This is a genomic window from Gardnerella sp. KA01000 (assembly GCF_049244035.1).
GTDB classification, from domain to species: domain Bacteria; phylum Actinomycetota; class Actinomycetes; order Actinomycetales; family Bifidobacteriaceae; genus Bifidobacterium; species Bifidobacterium leopoldii.
The window spans coordinates 550466-567512 of record NZ_CP058367.1; the positions used below are offsets into that span (position 1 = coordinate 550466).

Annotated in this window: 13 protein-coding genes; all 13 read left to right on the forward strand. The window is 44.6% G+C overall.

All coding sequences use genetic code 11. From position 1 onward, the window contains the following. Window positions 1–31: 31 nt before the first annotated feature. Window positions 32–3427 carry a carbamoyl-phosphate synthase large subunit gene (gene carB, locus HXT58_RS01990; RefSeq protein ID WP_004119051.1) on the forward strand — a complete coding sequence of 1132 codons (3396 nt, stop codon included), beginning with the start codon at window positions 32–34 and terminating at the stop codon, window positions 3425–3427. A gap of 3 nt (window positions 3428–3430) precedes the next feature. After that, window positions 3431–4342 carry an orotidine-5'-phosphate decarboxylase gene (gene pyrF / locus HXT58_RS01995; RefSeq protein ID WP_004106386.1) on the forward strand — a complete coding sequence of 304 codons (912 nt, stop codon included), beginning with the start codon at window positions 3431–3433 and terminating at the stop codon, window positions 4340–4342. A 15-nt stretch (window positions 4343–4357) separates the two neighbouring features. After that, on the forward strand, window positions 4358–4966 hold the full coding sequence (gene gmk, locus HXT58_RS02000) for a guanylate kinase (RefSeq protein WP_004106385.1): 609 nt from the start codon (window positions 4358–4360) through the stop codon (window positions 4964–4966). An 82-nt stretch (window positions 4967–5048) separates the two neighbouring features. Next, window positions 5049–5333 (forward strand): DNA-directed RNA polymerase subunit omega, encoded by a 285-nt coding sequence (gene rpoZ, locus HXT58_RS02005; RefSeq protein WP_004106383.1) that lies wholly within the window; start codon window positions 5049–5051, stop codon window positions 5331–5333. 139 nt (window positions 5334–5472) lie between these two features. Then, window positions 5473–6690 (forward strand): methionine adenosyltransferase, encoded by a 1218-nt coding sequence (gene metK / locus HXT58_RS02010; protein ID WP_415706233.1) that lies wholly within the window; start codon window positions 5473–5475, stop codon window positions 6688–6690. 72 nt (window positions 6691–6762) lie between these two features. Beyond that, window positions 6763–9174, forward strand: a complete 2412-nt coding sequence (locus HXT58_RS02015) for a primosomal protein N' (RefSeq protein ID WP_421775650.1) — start codon at window positions 6763–6765, stop codon at window positions 9172–9174. A gap of 22 nt (window positions 9175–9196) precedes the next feature. Further along, complete coding sequence (locus HXT58_RS02020) at window positions 9197–10390, forward strand: shikimate dehydrogenase family protein (RefSeq protein WP_415706237.1); 1194 nt, start codon at window positions 9197–9199, stop codon at window positions 10388–10390. 107 nt (window positions 10391–10497) lie between these two features. Next, entirely contained in the window at window positions 10498–11346 is an 849-nt protein-coding gene (gene rapZ, locus HXT58_RS02025; RefSeq protein WP_116442868.1) for an RNase adapter RapZ, read from the forward strand. A gap of 256 nt (window positions 11347–11602) precedes the next feature. Beyond that, window positions 11603–12550 carry a DNA-binding protein WhiA gene (whiA, locus tag HXT58_RS02030; RefSeq protein WP_004119060.1) on the forward strand — a complete coding sequence of 316 codons (948 nt, stop codon included), beginning with the start codon at window positions 11603–11605 and terminating at the stop codon, window positions 12548–12550. 758 nt (window positions 12551–13308) lie between these two features. Next, window positions 13309–14514 (forward strand): phosphoglycerate kinase, encoded by a 1206-nt coding sequence (locus tag HXT58_RS02035; protein WP_415706238.1) that lies wholly within the window; start codon window positions 13309–13311, stop codon window positions 14512–14514. Window positions 14515–14677: 163 nt separating this feature from the next. Then, entirely contained in the window at window positions 14678–15484 is an 807-nt protein-coding gene (tpiA, locus tag HXT58_RS02040; protein ID WP_415706240.1) for a triose-phosphate isomerase, read from the forward strand. Window positions 15485–15545: 61 nt separating this feature from the next. Then, window positions 15546–15794, forward strand: a complete 249-nt coding sequence (gene secG / locus HXT58_RS02045) for a preprotein translocase subunit SecG (RefSeq protein ID WP_004119067.1) — start codon at window positions 15546–15548, stop codon at window positions 15792–15794. Between the two features lie 139 nt (window positions 15795–15933). Then, window positions 15934–16770, forward strand: a complete 837-nt coding sequence (locus HXT58_RS02050) for an HAD family hydrolase (RefSeq protein ID WP_415706242.1) — start codon at window positions 15934–15936, stop codon at window positions 16768–16770. The last annotated feature ends 277 nt before the right edge of the window (window positions 16771–17047 follow it).

Genomic DNA, 17047 nt, shown 5'->3' on the forward strand with positions numbered 1-17047 from the left:
ATTTTAAGATTTACGGAAAGAGAAGTTTACTATGCCAAAACGTACTGATATTAAGTCGGTTATGGTAATTGGTTCCGGTCCGATTGTTATTGGTCAGGCTGCAGAATTTGATTATTCCGGAACGCAGGCTTGCCGAGTTCTTCGCGAAGAAGGTATTCGCGTAATTTTGGTCAACTCTAACCCGGCTACTATTATGACCGACCCGGAGCTTGCGGACGCAACGTATATTGAGCCAATTGACACTTCGATTTTGGAGCGAATTATTGCGAAGGAGCGTCCGGATGCGCTTCTTCCAACGCTTGGTGGTCAAACTGCGCTTAATGCTGCAATGGATTTGGGTCGTGCAGGAATCCTAGAAAAATATAACGTTGAGCTTATTGGTGCTTCTTTGGAAGCAATCGACCGCGGAGAAGACCGAGAGCTTTTCAAAAAAGTCGTTGAAAAAGCCGGAGCTGAGTCAGCAAAATCCTTTATTGCTCACTCAATCGAAGAAGTAGACAAAATTGTTGAAACTTTAGGATACCCGGTAGTAGTACGTCCAAGCTTCACAATGGGCGGCTTGGGCTCTGGTATTGCTCATAACGAAGAAGAGCTTCACCGCATTGCAGGAGCTGGCATTCACTATTCTCCAACAAACGAAGTGCTTATTGAAGAAGGCATTGAAGGCTGGAAAGAGTTTGAGCTTGAACTTATGCGCGACGCAAAAGATAACGTCGTAGTTGTTTGCCCAATCGAAAACGTCGATCCTGTAGGCGTGCACACTGGCGACTCGATTACAGTTGCTCCTTGCTTTACGCTTACAGACCGCGAGTATCAGAAGATGCGCGATATCGGTATTGCTATTATTCGAGGCGTTGGCGTCGATACTGGCGGTTGCAATATTCAGTTTGCAATCAACCCTCAAACTGGTCGCATTATCGTCATCGAAATGAACCCGCGCGTGTCCCGTTCTTCCGCGCTCGCATCTAAAGCAACCGGCTTCCCAATCGCAAAAATCGCAACGAAACTTGCTCTCGGCTACACTTTGGACGAAATTCAAAACGATATTACTCGTTCAACTCCTGCAAGCTTCGAGCCAACAATCGACTACGTTGTAACAAAGATTCCGCGTTTTGCTTTCGAAAAGTTCCCAGGAGCAGATACCACGCTTACAACTTCCATGAAGTCTGTCGGCGAAGCAATGGCTTTGGCTGGAAACTTCCAGGAATCCCTTGGAAAAGCAATGCGCTCAATCGACAAGCGTCACTCATGCTTTAGCTGGGATGGTGAGCGCCCGAGCAAGGAAGAAGTTAATAAGCTTCTTGAAGAAATGCATACTCCAACCGAGCATCGCTACTTGCAAATTCAGCGCGCGCTTTGGGGTGGGGCAACGCCGGAGCAGATTTTTGCAGCAACAAAAATCGACCCTTGGTTTGTAGAGCAGCTGGCTCAAATTAACGAGACTGCGCTCGCAGTTCGTGAAGCTGAAACCTTAACTCCTAAAGTTTTGAAGCGCGCTAAGCTCGCTGGTCTTTCGGACGTTCAAATTGCGCATTTGCGTAATCTTGGCGACGAAGGCGAAAACATGGTTCGTGAGCTTCGTTGGGCTTACGGTTTGCGCCCTGTTTACAAGACTGTTGACACTTGCGCAGCTGAGTTCGACGCAGCAACTCCGTACTACTATTCTTGCTACGCTGACGAAAGCGAGTTGAAGAAGCGTGATCGCGAAGCTGTGATTATCCTTGGTTCTGGTCCAAACAGAATCGGTCAGGGTATTGAGTTTGATTACACATGTGTTCACGCTGTTCAGGAATTGGGCAAGGATTACGACACCATTATGGTCAATTGCAATCCTGAAACAGTTTCTACAGATTACGACATGTCTGATCGCCTTTACTTTGAGCCTCTTACTTTCGAAGATGTGCTTGAAATTTACGAAGCAGAAAAGAAGCTTGGACCTGTTAAGGGCGTGATTGTGCAGCTTGGTGGTCAAACGCCACTTTCGCTTGCTGCTCGTCTTAAAGCTGCAGGAGTTCCAATTTTGGGAACGACTCCTGAGGCTATTGATTTGGCTGAAAACCGTGAGCTTTTCGGCGAAGTTCTTCGTCAAGAAGGCATGAACGCTCCTCGATACGGCACAGCGTTAAGTCTTGAGGAAGCAAAAGATGCAGCTCACGCAATTGGCTACCCAGTTCTTGTGCGCCCAAGCTACGTGCTCGGCGGTCGTGGCATGGAAATTGTATACGACGACGCTCAACTTGCAAAGTATGTTGATCGCGCATTGGATGAGGCTCGAGCAGACACGGTTGTTTCTGGCCGCTTGCCTTCGCCGCTTTTGATCGATAAGTTCCTTCAGGACGCTATTGAAATCGACGTTGACGCACTTTACGACGGCAACGAGCTTTATATTGGCGGCATTATGGAGCATGTTGAGGAAGCTGGCGTGCACTCTGGTGACGCTGCTTGTACTCTTCCTCCAAGCACGCTTTCGGACGATCAAATTCGACGCCTTCGCGAGGGTACGCTTTCGATTGCTCGCGGCTGCTCAGTTCGCGGTCTTATCAACGTACAGTACGCTTTTATGGCAAACACTTTGTATGTAATTGAAGCAAATCCTCGAGCGTCTCGTACTGTTCCGTTTGCTTCTAAAGCTACTGGCGTTGCTCTTGCTAAAGCTGCTGCTCGAATTATGGCTGGTGAAACCATTGCACAGCAGCGCAAGCGTGGACTTCTTCTCCCGCAAGGCGATGGCGGAGATATTCACCCAGGTCAGCAGGTTGCTATTAAAGCTTCTGTGCTGCCGTTCAAGCGTTTCCGCACTCCTGTTGGTCGCACGGTTGATATTTTGCTTGGACCAGAAATGCGCTCTACTGGCGAAGTTATGGGTTTTGATCGCGACTTCCCTCACGCTTTTGCTAAGAGCCAGCTTGCAGCATACAAGGGCGGTTTGCCTACCAGTGGAAACGTTTTTGTGTCCGTAAGCGATGCAGATAAGCGACAACTTCCACTTCTTGCAGTGCGATTAGTGGAGCTTGGTTTTACGATTTGGGCTACTGAAGGTACAGCTTCTGTGCTTCGTCGTTATGGCATTGATTCTGTTATTGTCGATAAGCTTTCTAGTCAGGGCGACACGGCGAAGGATATGCCAAATAGTGAGAAAGCGAACGAAAGAATCGGTAAGAATGTTGTAGAGCTTATCGAAAATGGTAAGATTGACATGGTATTAAATACGCCGAATTCAAGGGGATCGCGCACTGATGGTTATGCCATTCGTGCGGCAGCTGTAGCAGCTGATCTTCCACAATTCACTACTATTACCGAATTTGCACCAGTATTAATGGCTATTGAAGCTGTTAAGAACAACGATTATCAGGTGATGAGTATACAAGAACATGCTCAGCAGCTGTTTGCAATTGAACAGGCAGAAAGTCAAGAAAGTCGGGCTTAATACATGACCGAGAGCATTCGTGATCAAGAAGTGCAGGCGCAACGATCCGATTTTGGTTTGCGTTTGAAGAACGCTATGGCAAAATATGGACCATTGTGTGTTGGAATCGATCCTCATCGCAAAATGCTGCTTAATTGGGGATACAACATGGATGCTCTTGGAGCTGAACTTTTTTCTATGCGAATGCTGCAAGCTATGAATGGTAGGGCAGCGGCAGTCAAATTCCAATCCAGCATGTTTGAGCGCTACGGTTCTAAGGGTTTCGCAGCGCTTGAGCGTGTGCTGTATGCCGCTCGTCAAATGGATATTATTACTATCGTTGACTGCGGCCATGGAGGGTTGTCTACTACTATTTCTGCGCTTGCAGACGCATATTTTAAGCCTGGAGCTCCGCTTCTTGCTGATGCTATTACTTTGCTTCCCTATTATGGCGCACGTTCTATGGGCGGCTTAATTAACGAAGCTCTTAATAACGGTCGCGGTGTTTTTATTGCGTCTCTAACTTCTAATCGCGAAGGCGCAAGTTTGCAAACTGCTATTAGGCAGAGCGGAACTTACCGCGGAACTACTGTAGCTCACGGAATTGCTCAAACAGCTCAAAGTTTTAACAATAAAACTAAAGGAATGGGTTCTGTTGGTTTAATTGTTGGAGCTACTATTGGCGACTGGATGAACGGTGGTGGAATTGACGTAACCAGTTTTACTGGTCCAATTCTTTCTCCTGGTTACGGGTGGCAAGGTGCAGAAGCTGACGATTTAAAGCGTGTTTTTGCTGGTACACATGGTAATGTATTGGTAACTGTTTCGCGTTCGATTGCGTCGCATGGTCCAAATATTGGTGAACTTTCGGCTGCAACTGAACGCATAGCATTGGATATTCGTCAGGCTCTTGTTGATTCAGGCGAATGTGTGTAAACGAGGGGTAAGCAAATGGGTGCCACGGATGAGGCTGCAGTTTCGCAGTCTAGACGTCGATTAATCGTATTAACGGGTCCTACTGCGGCTGGTAAAGGCACAGTAGAAGGCATACTTCGTGAGAAGCATCCTCATATTTGGCTATCTGTTTCTGCTACCACTCGTGCGCCTAGACCTGGTGAATTTAATGGTATTCACTATTGGTTCTTAGATGAAGAAGAATTTGAGCGTCGTAAGCGTAATGGCGAATTCTTGGAAACCGCGCTAGTTCATGGCATGGCTCATTATGGTACCCTTCTTCAGCCTGTTTTGGATCATCTTACGCAAGATATTCCTACTTTGCTGGAAATAGATTTGCAAGGAGCTAGGCGCGTAAAACAAGAGGCTGCTCGTCTTGGATTAGAAGTTGTGTACGTGTTCATTGCGCCTCCGAGCTTTGAAGAGCTTAAGCGTCGTCTTATTGGTCGTGGTACTGAAACTCCTGAGCAGCAAGCAAAACGTTTGGAAACTGCTAAAGTTGAGATTGCTGCAGCTAAAGAGTTCGATGTTGTTATTGTGAATGATAATGCTGAGCGTGCTGCAGATGAACTGTGGAATGTTATTGCAAGCGAATACGACTTATAGTTAAAACTTACGCAATATCCAATCGATAGCATATAATAAGCCTTTTGGAACTATTGTAGCACCATAGAATTTGGAGAATATTATGGCATTAGGCACTCAGCCAACACCTACTGGTCTTGCGAATCCACCGATTGATGATTTAATGCAACATGCGGATTCCCAGTATGCGCTTGCCTTATTTGCTGCAAAACGAGCACGTCAAATTAATGCTTATTTTACTCAGCTTAATGAAGGTTTGCTTCAAAATGTTGGCCCACTAGTTGAGTATCAAAATCAAGAAAAGCCTTTAGCTATTGCTTTCCGCGAGATTAATGCTGGATTGCTTGAAGAGACTCTTGGTGAGGACGATTTAAGCGAAGGTAATTAATAAGCCTTGCTAATAAACGTCTTTATGGGTATTCGCAGTCGCGTATCATCCGTGCTCAATAAAGCGGATGCACGGCTGCGTTTTTCGCTTTATTTAGCCTATATTTAGCCTTTATCGACTATGAACTTAAGGGGGAAATGTGGAAGAACGTAAATTAATTTCTGCAGAATCTGTAACTGAAGGTCATCCTGACAAGTTATGCGATCAAATTGCTGACGCTATATTGGACGATATGCTTCGTCAGGATTCTCATGCGCATGTTGCTGTAGAGGTTTGTGCTTCCGTTGGTCAGTTCGTGGTTTTTGGTGAAGTGCGTGGTGAAGTTTATAGCGATATTCCGGGAATTGTACGTCAAGTTGTTCGTAATGTTGGCTACACGAGCTCCACAATTGGTCTTGATGCTGATTCTTGTGGTGTTATGGTTTCTTTAACTGAGCAAAGTGCGGAAATCAATCAAGGTGTTGCTAGGTTGGATGCTTCTTGTGAGAGTGCATCTTCTCGTGAGGAGCGCTACGCTGCTCAAGGTGCAGGCGATCAAGGTGTTATGTTTGGTTACGCTAGCGACGAAACAGATACTTTAATGCCTTTGCCGATTTATCTTGCTCATCGTTTAGCTCAAAAGCTTGCTAAAGTTCGTAAAGATGGCACTATTGCGCATTTGCGTCCGGATGGGAAAACTCAAGTAACGATTGAGTATGATTCCAAAGGCACGCCTAAACGTTTGGATACTGTGCTTATTTCTACTCAGCATGATCCAGAAGTTTCTAGAGACTGGTTACAAGATCAGCTTGTTGAGCATGTTGTTAAGCCTGTGTTGGATGAAGTTCTTGCTCAAAAAGTTGCGTACGATTCGTACCGTATGCTTGTAAATCCTACTGGCTCCTTTGTTTTGGGAGGTCCTGCAGCTGATTCGGGCTTAACTGGTCGAAAAATTATTGTTGACACTTATGGTGGTGCTGCTCATCATGGTGGTGGAGCTTTTTCCGGTAAGGATCCTAGTAAAGTTGACCGTTCTGCAGCTTATGCAGCTCGCTGGGTTGCAAAAAATATTGTGGCAGCTGGTTTAGCTCATAAGGCAGAAGTTCAAGTTGCTTATGCTATTGGTATTGCTGATCCTGTAAGCGTAAACGTAGAAACTTTCGGAACTGAAGCTGACGGTATTACGCGCGCAGATATTGCGCGTGCTGTGCGCGAAGTATTTGATTTGCGTCCAGCTGCGATTATTGACGAGCTTAACTTGCTTCAGCCAATTTATGCTCCAACTGCAGCTTATGGTCATTTTGGTCGTACGGATGTCAAATTCCCTTGGGAAGAAACGAATCGTATTGAGCAATTGAAAGATGCGCTAAAAAAGTAGTTTTATTGATAAATTTTGCTGTAAAATAACAGTAATTATGTGATGTAATTCAAGTAAAACTAAGGGTTATTTATGGCAGAGCAACCTTCGCTAGACGGCTTAGCGCGTGAAACAAGACGTAAGCGTAATGCTGTTTCTCTAGTGCCTGCTAATGAATGCCCTATTGCGCATGTGATGCTCGATGTTCAAGCTTCACATTTAGGTCGTACTTTTGATTACTTGATATCGCAAGATCAAGATGAATCTGCTCAGCCTGGGGCGTTTGTACGCGTTCGTTTTGGAGCACAAAAACTCACTGGAGTTATTTGGTCTCGTTCTTCGCATACTAACACCCCTTATGCTGCTTTAAGATTTTTAGAACGCGTGTTTCCCTCAGATGTTTTGCTTTCTAAATCTTTGCGAGACGATATTGACGCCATAGCTAAAGCTTATGGTGGAACTAGCTCAAATATTTTGCGTCTTGCTGTGCCTCAACGCGTAGCTCGTGTTGAGCATGAGGAAGTTTTTGACAACATACGCTTGCAACGCAGAAAACAGTGGCGTGAAAATCTTAGGAATCGTTTGCAAAACGATAACAATACAAACCCAGGTTACGCTACAACTTCTCGCATGATTTATGATTACGAAAATGCAAATATTTTATACAATGCATTAATCAAAAAATCTATTGACGCAAGTTTTAGTGAAAATAAAACAGAAAATCAATTAGTCAAGCAAGCAGAAAATAATTCTTCTCAATCTTTTATTGTAGACGCTTTACCAGGTTCTTGCCGACTTGCACAAGATTTAGCGTGGATGATTGTCACTGCTTTAAGTGCGTGTAAGCAAGCTGTTGTAGTTTTGCCGACGCTAAAAGAAGTCAATGATGTAATGCGCGCGCTAATGGTTTACGGCTTAAAGCCATATAAGCGTGTCAGTGAGAATCATCGTGGTTTTTCTGCTGGAAGTTTTGATGGCGATGTCGCTCGACTTTGTGCTGCGGATCCTCCAGCTGATAGGTATAGAGCTTGGCGTGCAATCGCGTCCGGAATAGTTCCTTGCGTTCTTGGCACTAGAGCTGCAATGTATGCTCCAGTTGAGGGAGATGCTTTATTTGCGATTGTTGAAGATTGCGCGTACCAATATGCTGATGGCATGATGCCGTATGCTCAAGCGCGTGGCGTTATGCGGCTTCGTGCGAAAAGGCATGGCGGCGTATTTGTGTCAATGTCGTATTCCAGAAGTGCGCTTAGTCAAAGTGAAGTAGACTGCTATATGTCGAATGCGCAATCTGCGCAAAGTGTGCAATCTGCGCAAAGTGTGCACGATGAACAAGCTATTCAAACTGCTGAAACAATAAGCGGATTTAGTATCCCTGTAAGCGCGAGTAAACTTGCTCGCGAAAAGTTAGTTCCGTGGGTTCGTTGGCTTAATCGTGAAGCTTTACTAAAATTAGCTGACCCAAGCATTGGCGCTCGCATACCGCATAGCGCAGTAAGAGCTATTAACGATGCTCTTTCGGATGGTAAGCCTGTGCTGCTTTCTATTGCGCAAGATGGTGTGACGCAATCGGCTATATGCTCTTCGTGCAAACGTCAAGCGCGCTGTAGACGATGCACCGGGCCTCTCGATGTTGCAAATAGTCAGCAAACAGCACGTTGCTCATGGTGTGGTGCTAGTGCAATAAATTGGTCTTGTTCTAATTGTGGCAGTAGCAATATGCGAGTTATACGAGTTGGTGCTGCTGGCGTTGCGGAAGAATTATCTAAACTATTTCGTAACGTGCCTATTATTATTTCGTCACAACACCAACCGAACGGAATTATCCAGTGTATTGATGAAAAACCTGTAATTGTTGTTGCAACTCCTGGATGTGAGCCTCGCATACAAACGCAAGACGCAAATTGTAATGGAGAATATGGTGTTGTAGCAATACTTGATACGTGGGTAAGTTTGTACGCTTCAGGGCTTGATGCGCGAATAGATACGCTTAATTCGTGGATGAAAGCTTCTGCTTTATGTGCTCCTAGAGCGCGTGGAGGAAGTGTACTTCTTATTGGTGAAACGTATCCTGTTCTTGCGCGCGCGCTTACATTGTGGGATACGACTCAACTTTCTTGCAATGAGCTTTCAGAAAGAGCTCAAGCAATATTGCCGCCTTGCGTAACTGCAGCATGCGTATGGGGTGCTCATGATGCGGTTATGCGTGCGATTGAAAATATTGGTGCAATGCAAGAAAATCTTGGGTGCGAAAGTAGTCAAGATGCTGATTTTTCAGCAATTTCTCCATTATTAGGAATTGTTCCAATGCATCCGCCTGTTACAGACAAATACCAGCATTTTGACGATATTTACGACCGTGTAAAAGCTGTAGTAAGAGTTCCGCTTTATTTAAGACAAGAATTAGTGAACCGATTGCACAAGGAAGTAGCTCGTCACGTAGCAACACGTGCTGCAGGAGAGTTGCGTTTTTGTGTTGATCCAAAAGATTTATTAGCGTACTAACTTACTAATAGGGGAGAGAAAAATGGTAAAAATATATCATTGCGCAGTTTTGGGAGATCCTATTTTGCATTCGCTGTCGCCTGTGCTTCACAACACGGCTTATAAGGCTTTGGGGCTTACGAATTGGCAATATAGTAAGGAAAAAGTAAGCGAAACGGATCTTCACGATTTTATTACGCATCTTGATGATTCTTGGAAAGGCTTAAGCCTTACTATGCCGCTTAAAAAAACCGTAATGAAACTCGGCACACCTTGCGACTACTGGTCGCGCGCACTTAACGTGGCAAATACTGCAGTTTTTGCTAGCAATCCAGCAACCGCTTCGCAATCGCAAATAAAGCTATACAACACTGATGTAAGTGGCATATTAATAACATTTATGCACGCATTACATGAGCGCATATGCGAAGTAAAAAAGGCTGTTATTATTGGCAGCGGCAACACTGCATCCTCTGCACTGGCAGCTTTAATTGAAATTGCGCAAGTAGCAAAGCTTGAGCAAGTGCAAGTTGTTGCTAGAACTGAAGATGACGGTAGTGTAAAAGGCGTTGAACGTTTTAATAATCTTATACAAAAGTATTGCGCTGATTTTCCAAATAAAATAAGCATAGGTCAAAATAATAAAAGCGAAGAAAATGACGCTATGTATGAGCCTGTGCAAGGTATTGAGTTTCCAACAATAAGCGAAGAAGTATTTTCAAAATTTGCAGACTATAGCGCAGAAAAATTGAGCGCAGAAAAATTGTCAGAATGTGATAAATCTCTCATTTTGAAATCTTTAAATTCACTAGAAGCTGTTCGTGCAATCGCAGAAGCAGACATAGTAGTAAGCACAGTTCCAGCGCATGTAGCAGATCCAATTGCGCTTGCGTTGAAAGCATACTGTCAAGATAGTGCGCATAATCAAACGAAATTAGGAACATTGCTTGACGTAGTTTACGATCCTCGTCCAAGCATGCTACTTAGTGTATGGCAACAATATGGTCGCGCTATTGGCGGAGAAGAAATGCTTTTGCAACAAGCTTTAGCACAAGTAAGTCTTATGACGATTGACTACAGGCAATCTAAAGAAAATTTTGAGGATTGTGCTGAGACTGGCGCTGAGGATTGTGCTGAGACTGGTTCTGAGCTTGGTTATAAACCTAGTGCTGACAAGGCTAGATATTACGATGACTTAAGTAGTCTCATGCGAAAAGCCTTACAGGAGGCATTATGAGCGATAATACGCAACATACTACGCAAAGTGATACGCAACGTGATGCGCAACATACTACGCAACGTTCCGCGTCGACTGGCGTGCAACTAGCTGACGGATTTGAAGTTATGCTAATTACCGGCATGAGTGGAGCTGGGCGATCGCACGCTGCTAACGCGTTGGAAGATATGGGATGGTATGTTATCGATAATCTTCCGCCAAAACTGCTCATACCGCTAGTAGATATGATGACTTCATCCGGTTCTAAAGTGCATAAGCTTGCTGCTGTTATTGACGTGCGTTCTAGAGGATATTTCGACGACCTGTTTGCAGTTCTTGCGCATATTGATGACCTTGGTGTAAAAACGCGAATTCTGTTTCTAGATGCTTCAGATGCTGTGCTTATTAAGCGTTATGAGTCTGTGCGCAGACCGCATCCTTTGCAGCGCGGCGGCAGACTTATTGACGGTATTCTAGAAGAGCGAGAGCTGCTCAGTCATTTGAAAGATTGCGCAAATATTATTATCGATACTTCTGCACTTAGTATTCACCAACTTTCTACAAAGCTTTACGAAGGATTGCTTGGAAAAGGCTCTTCTACGGTTTCTGTGCATATTTTCAGTTTTGGATTTAAATACGGCATGCCAATGGACGCTGATTTTGTTGCCGATATGCGATTTTTGCCGAATCCTTTCTGGGTTCCTGGATTAAGGGAGCTTACAGGTAAGGATCAAGCTGTGCAAGATTACGTTTTATCGAATCCTGCGGCAATTGCATTTTTAGATTCTTATGAAAATGCGCTTCTTACAGCTATCGACGGATTCGCTAAAGAAGACAAGCATTACGTGACTATTGCTGTAGGATGTACTGGCGGTCAGCATCGTTCTGTTGCCGTAAGTATTGAGCTTGCTAGACGTTTGAGATTACACGGTTTGCAAGTTACAGTATCTGCAAGAGAGCTACAGAGAAGATCGTAGTAAGTGAAGAAGTAAAGTAGCGAAATGCGATTATGAAACTAATCAATTAAAATTAATTAAAAAATTAAATAAAATTGCGTAAATTATATAAAATATAAAAATCTTGTACTAAAAGCATGTAAAGCATGTGCAAAAACCGGTAAAATGTCCAACGTATTCTGTATCACAGAAAGCCGGGCATGTCGTGTGCCACAGCATCATGCAAGTACCCAACAGCACTCATATTTTAAGAAGAACAAAAGTAGGAGGTTGTCCCTTGGCTCTTCTTGACGACGTCAAAAATGAACTCGTTTCAAACAACAATGAGCTCCCGACTGTCATTATGGCTCAAGCTGCAGCAATGATGCGCTTTGCTGGCGGCTTAAGGCCAGTAAATAATCAGGCTGTTATTCGCGCTCAGTTAGATTCTCAGCGTGCAGCTCAGTGGCTTGTTGAGGTATTGAAAACTCATTTCCAGAGGGAAGCAACAATTGCTCAAGTTTCTCGTCAAACTCCTACGGGCACTGTAGTTCGCTATGACGTGGTAGTTGAGCGTGGTGCTGCAGCATTGGCTTTGCAATCTGGTCTTCTTGATCGACGTATGAGAATTGTTGCAGGTCTTGCACCTGAGATTGTTGGTGGAAGTATCGCCCAAATCAAAGCAGCTTGGCGTGGTGCTTTCTTGGCTCACGGTGCTATTTCGGATCCTGGCAAAGCTAGCTATTTGGAAGTTGTTTGCCCAACTCATGAGGCTGCAAATGCTTTGCAAACTATGGCAGCGCGACTTGGCATTAGCGCCAAGGCTCGTCAGGTTCGTAGTTCTGAGCGAGTGACGTTGCGCGATTCTGACGCAATTGAGCGAATGTTGATTTTGATTGGTGCTCCTCGTTCTGCTCGCGAATGGACCGGTAAGCGTTCGGACGGTGAAGCTCGCGGAAAAGCAAACCGTTTGGCTAATTTTGACGATGCGAATATGCGTCGTAGCGCTAAGGCTGCTGCTGAGGCATGCGAAAAGGTTCGTCACGCATTCGATATTTTGGGCGACGATATTCCAGATAATTTGTTAATGGCTGGAAAGCTTCGTCTTGAGCATAGCGACGCAAGTTTGGAAGAGCTTGGTCACTTGGCTGATCCTCCTATTACAAAGGATGCGATTGCAGGGCGAATTCGTAGACTTTTGCAGCTTTCGGCGAAGGTTGAGAAGTCGCGTATGCAGCAGCTTTAATGCTGGTTTTGAGCGGTCTGTAGCTGTATTGGCTGGCGTGTTCCTTGCGTGGCTGTGAGGGTGGGTGTTACTTGTCTCGCAGCGCTCCGCTCTTATACCTTATTTGGACTTAGCGGTTGCGTAGTTAAGTTTAGTTTTTTACTTACTTTCTTTCAAAAATAGTATTCGTCAACAAGATTATTACTATCGTTCCGCTTTTATATTGCTCGACCAAGCAACACCCACCCCTCACTCGTTAATTCCAATCGCAGTTGTTTTGTGGTGTGGTAGGAGTGCTTGGCGTGGTGTATGCGGCAGCAATGACGTTAATGTCCTTTGGACAACAAGCAATCAACGTCTGCAGAGCATTAATGTCAAAGTTCACTAAGCAACATATAGTCGACGTTTGCAAAGCATTACTGCAAAGCTACTGAAGCAACGTTCGCAGAAGCGTAATTGCAAAGCTACCAAAGGTTTGAGGAGATACCGACATTTCCTTTACTTGCGTGTAAAGTTTTGTCGCTTTTCGACTTAATTCCGACATTTCCTTTATGCGGCTGTAAAGAAAATGTCGCTTTATGGAACATTTGCTGGAGTTTTTCTCCGGCTTTTTGTCGTTTCAGCTGAGGACGATTGTTGAAGATGTGCGGTATAATTGCATCCGGCAATGTGTTGATGTTTGAGGCTGATTTTGCGTTTTGTTGAACGAAGTAAGCCGGCACGGTAAGCCAGTATGTAAGTCAAATATGGTAAGCCAATATGGTTTGGAAAGGATACCGATGAAGACACTGAAAGATTTGGGAGATTTGAGTGGTAAGCGTGTATTGGTTCGCGCTGATTTTAACGTTCCTCTCAAGGGTACGACGATTACTGATGATGGTCGTATTCGTGCTGCTTTACCAACCATTAAGGCTTTGCGTGAGCAGGGTGCTAAGGTGATTTTGATGGCTCACCTTGGTCGTCCAAAGGGTCAGGTTGTTCCAGAGCTTTCCTTGGCTCCAGTTGCGCAGCGTTTAGGTGAATTGCTCGGCACAAATGTTGTTTTGGCTGCAGACACTTACGGCGAAGATGCTCAAGCTAAGGTAGCTGCCATGAATAATGGCGACGTTGTTTTGCTCGAAAACGTGCGCTTCAACGCCGAAGAAACCAGCAAGGATGCCTCCGAGCGCGCATCTTACGCTAAGAAGATTGCTTCTCTTGGCGAAGTATTTGTTTCCGACGGCTTTGGTGTTGTGCACCGCGCTCAGGGTTCAAATTACGATGTTGCTGCCGATCTTCCATCAGCTGCAGGCTTGCTTGTTGAGAAGGAAGTTAAGGCACTTTCTCGCGCAACTGAAAATCCAGAGCGTCCTTTGACTGTTGTTCTCGGCGGTTCCAAGGTTTCCGACAAGCTCGGCGTTATTGAGAACTTGCTTTCTAAGGCTGATCGTCTTGTTATTGGCGGCGGTATGGTGTTCACATTCCTCAAGGCTTTGGGTCACGAAGTTGGTACTTCTTTGCTTGAAGAGGATCAACTCGAGAAGGTTAAGGGCTACATTGAAACCGCTAAGAAGAACGGCGTTGAGCTTGTACTTCCAACCGATATTGTTGTGAATGCTGGCTTCCCAGCAGGTGATACTCCAGTTGTTCCAGAAGTAGTTCCAGCAGACGCTATTCCTGCAGACAAGATGGGCTTGGATATTGGTCCTGACTCTCAGAAGCTTTTCCACGACAAGATTGTTGACTCCAAGACTGTTGTTTGGAACGGTCCTATGGGTGTGTTCGAGGTTCCAGAGTTTGCAGCCGGTACTCGCGCTGTAGCCCAGGGCTTGGTTGATGCAACTAAGAACGGCACTTTCACTATCGTCGGTGGTGGCGATTCTGCTTCTGCAGTGCGCAACCTTGGATTCCCAGAAGATGGCTTCTCGCACATTTCTACTGGCGGCGGCGCTTCTCTCGAGTTCTTGGAAGGCAAGACTCTTCCAGGTTTGAGCGTGCTTGAGTAAGTAACATTGCTTGAGTAAATAATATTTACGCGAGCAAGTATAAACTAAATATTTCCGCTTATGCCGACTTTCGATTTTATGAATCCGCTTTGTAAATCGAGGTCGGCATAACACTAATTTGCGCAATACTATTAATCTCAATCGTAAACTTTTAAGGGTGATTATGGTTTCCAAAAGAAAGCCGTTAGTCGCTGGTAATTGGAAAATGAATTTCAATCACCGCGAAGCTACGCATTTTATACAAAAATTTGCGTGGCTACTGCGTGACGCGCATTACGACTACCACGATTGTGAAATTGCACTTATGCCTTCTTTTACTTCAATAAGAAGCGTGCAAGTTCTTGTTGAGTCTGACCATTTGCCAATATTGTACGGAGCTCAAGCTGTTTCTGTTACTGCTCAAGGAGCTTTTACTGGTGATGTTTCTGCAGATATGCTTGCAAGTCTTGGATGCTCAATGGTTATTGTTGGTCATTCTGAAAGACGCAAGTATCATCCTGAAGATGATGCAAATATAGTTGATCAAGTTCGAGCTGTGCTTGCCGCAGGAATGCAGCCAATTCTTTGCATTGGTGAAAGTCTTAAAGAACGTCAACAGGGTGTTGCGCTCGATTTTGCTGTAGGGCAAGTGCATGATGTAACGCGCGATTTGGATGCGAAGCAAGCTAAGCGTTTAATTATTGCGTACGAACCAGTTTGGGCAATTGGTACGGGTATGGTTGCCACGGCTAATTCAGCTCAGGAAGCTGCATTGGCTATTCGTGAAGACTTGCTTGTTACGTTCGGTGACGATGTTGCAGATACTGTCCGTATTCTTTACGGCGGATCTGTAACGTCTTCTAATGCTTCAAGTCTTATCGCGGAGCCAGATGTCGATGGATTCTTAATTGGTGGCGCTTCTCTTGATGCGCAAGAACTTGCTAATATTGTGCAACTAACGGCTGCACAAACACGTTTAGAAACTAAATAAGCTTAAGTGGTCAAAGGTTATTATTAGACTTAACCAAGTACTGTAAAACAGGAGGTTGGTTGTGTCCACTGTGAAGATTATTTTGCAGGTGTTGCTTGTGCTCACTAGCATTTTGCTCACATTGTTAATTTTGATGCACAAGGGCAAGGGCGGCGGCCTTTCCGACATGTTCGGCGGCGGTTTAACGAAGAACGCTGGTAGCTCTGGTGTTGCAGAAAAGAACTTAAATCGTTGGACGGTTATTATTGCATTAATTTGGGTTGCTGTGATTGTGGCTTTAAACTTAATGACTAAGTTTTCGCTCATCTGAGTATTCTTTTTGAAAAGCGCATGGTCTTCAGATTGTGCGCTTTTTGTTTATATGCTTTGTTTGCAGGCTTTGCCTGAAGCTTGCTTCACTGTTTATTTGCCCGTTGTATTCGCCCATTTTGTTTATATAAGTGTTTTCTATGATGCGTTTTTCTCCTTCTTTAGTAATTGCGGATCTTGATGGCACCATGCTTCACGATGCCGATACTTTTGAAGGGCGCTTTTTAAGCAACGAAACTGTGAAAGCAGCTAAGTGTTTGCGCGAAAACGGAATTCCTCTTGCGATTATTACGGCTCGTCCTGTCGGAAGTGCTTTTGATTTTATTCACGATTTAAATGCTCAAGTTTGTGCGTATCTCAATGGTGCACTCATCGATTTTGATTGCGCTAATAGCACGATTTCGGAGCTTACTTCTCAGCGTGAAATAAGCACGTTATTACGTTTTGGTTTTGATTCTAAGCATGCTTGCGATGTGTGTTTGCGTTTGCTTGATAAAATCCCTACATTACGTCTTGGAGTTGTGATGAATGATGTTCGTTACACTAATTTTGACGTTCGTATGCTTTGGAGCAAACAGGATTTTGTTATTACCGACTTTTCGAATGTGCCGAGCGGAACTGCAGACAAAATAATTATTGTTCCGCGAGATAGCGAGAAAGAGCAGCTTCAGCGCATTCTTCCGGACGATTTTTCGCTGCATATTAGCGAAGACGTTTTGTGGATGCTCACGAATCCTCTTGCAAACAAGGGACATGCACTGAACGTTATTTGCGATCGTTTGGGCGTGAAGCCTAGCCGTACTGTTGTTTTTGGCGACGACATTATTGACATCGATATGTTCCGTGCCGGTGGTTATGGGGTAGCGGTGTCGAATAGTAATCCGCGTTTGCTTGCGATTGCGGACGAAGTTTGCGATTCCAACAATGACGACGGCGTTGCCAACTGGCTTAATTCAAACCTTTTTAGTAGATTGTGAATAACCCACCTTTCGTAAGCGAGCGCGTTACCCGCGCAAGCTCTGTCGTTTTTTCGTTACTAGTGCAGTACTGTTTCTGCGTTAGCGCGACGGACCTGCTTGAGCGCAACATTTTTTGGTGGTTGGAGTATATTTGTAAGTGTTGAGAGAAAAATTTTGCTTTTGCTATGTTTTTAAATATTGCGAAATGCTGAGAAATGCTGAGAAATATTGCGAAATATAGCGAATACTGCAAGGTAGCGTTAACTAGCGCGAAGCTGCGTTAACTAGCGCGAAG

What these genes read in the sequence shown, in the direction of transcription:
- HXT58_RS02035 (WP_415706238.1), top strand. Translation starts at nt 13,309, where the DNA reads ATGAAGACACTGAAAGATTTGGGAGATTTGAGTGGTAAGCGTGTATTG.
- gmk (WP_004106385.1), top strand. Translation starts at nt 4,358, where the DNA reads ATGGGTGCCACGGATGAGGCTGCAGTTTCGCAGTCTAGACGTCGATTA.
- HXT58_RS02015 (WP_421775650.1), top strand. Translation starts at nt 6,763, where the DNA reads ATGGCAGAGCAACCTTCGCTAGACGGCTTAGCGCGTGAAACAAGACGT.
- HXT58_RS02020 (WP_415706237.1), top strand. Translation starts at nt 9,197, where the DNA reads ATGGTAAAAATATATCATTGCGCAGTTTTGGGAGATCCTATTTTGCAT.
- rapZ (WP_116442868.1), top strand. Translation starts at nt 10,498, where the DNA reads ATGCTAATTACCGGCATGAGTGGAGCTGGGCGATCGCACGCTGCTAAC.
- rpoZ (WP_004106383.1), top strand. Translation starts at nt 5,049, where the DNA reads ATGGCATTAGGCACTCAGCCAACACCTACTGGTCTTGCGAATCCACCG.
- HXT58_RS02050 (WP_415706242.1), top strand. Translation starts at nt 15,934, where the DNA reads ATGATGCGTTTTTCTCCTTCTTTAGTAATTGCGGATCTTGATGGCACC.
- carB (WP_004119051.1), top strand. Translation starts at nt 32, where the DNA reads ATGCCAAAACGTACTGATATTAAGTCGGTTATGGTAATTGGTTCCGGT.
- pyrF (WP_004106386.1), top strand. Translation starts at nt 3,431, where the DNA reads ATGACCGAGAGCATTCGTGATCAAGAAGTGCAGGCGCAACGATCCGAT.
- tpiA (WP_415706240.1), top strand. Translation starts at nt 14,678, where the DNA reads ATGGTTTCCAAAAGAAAGCCGTTAGTCGCTGGTAATTGGAAAATGAAT.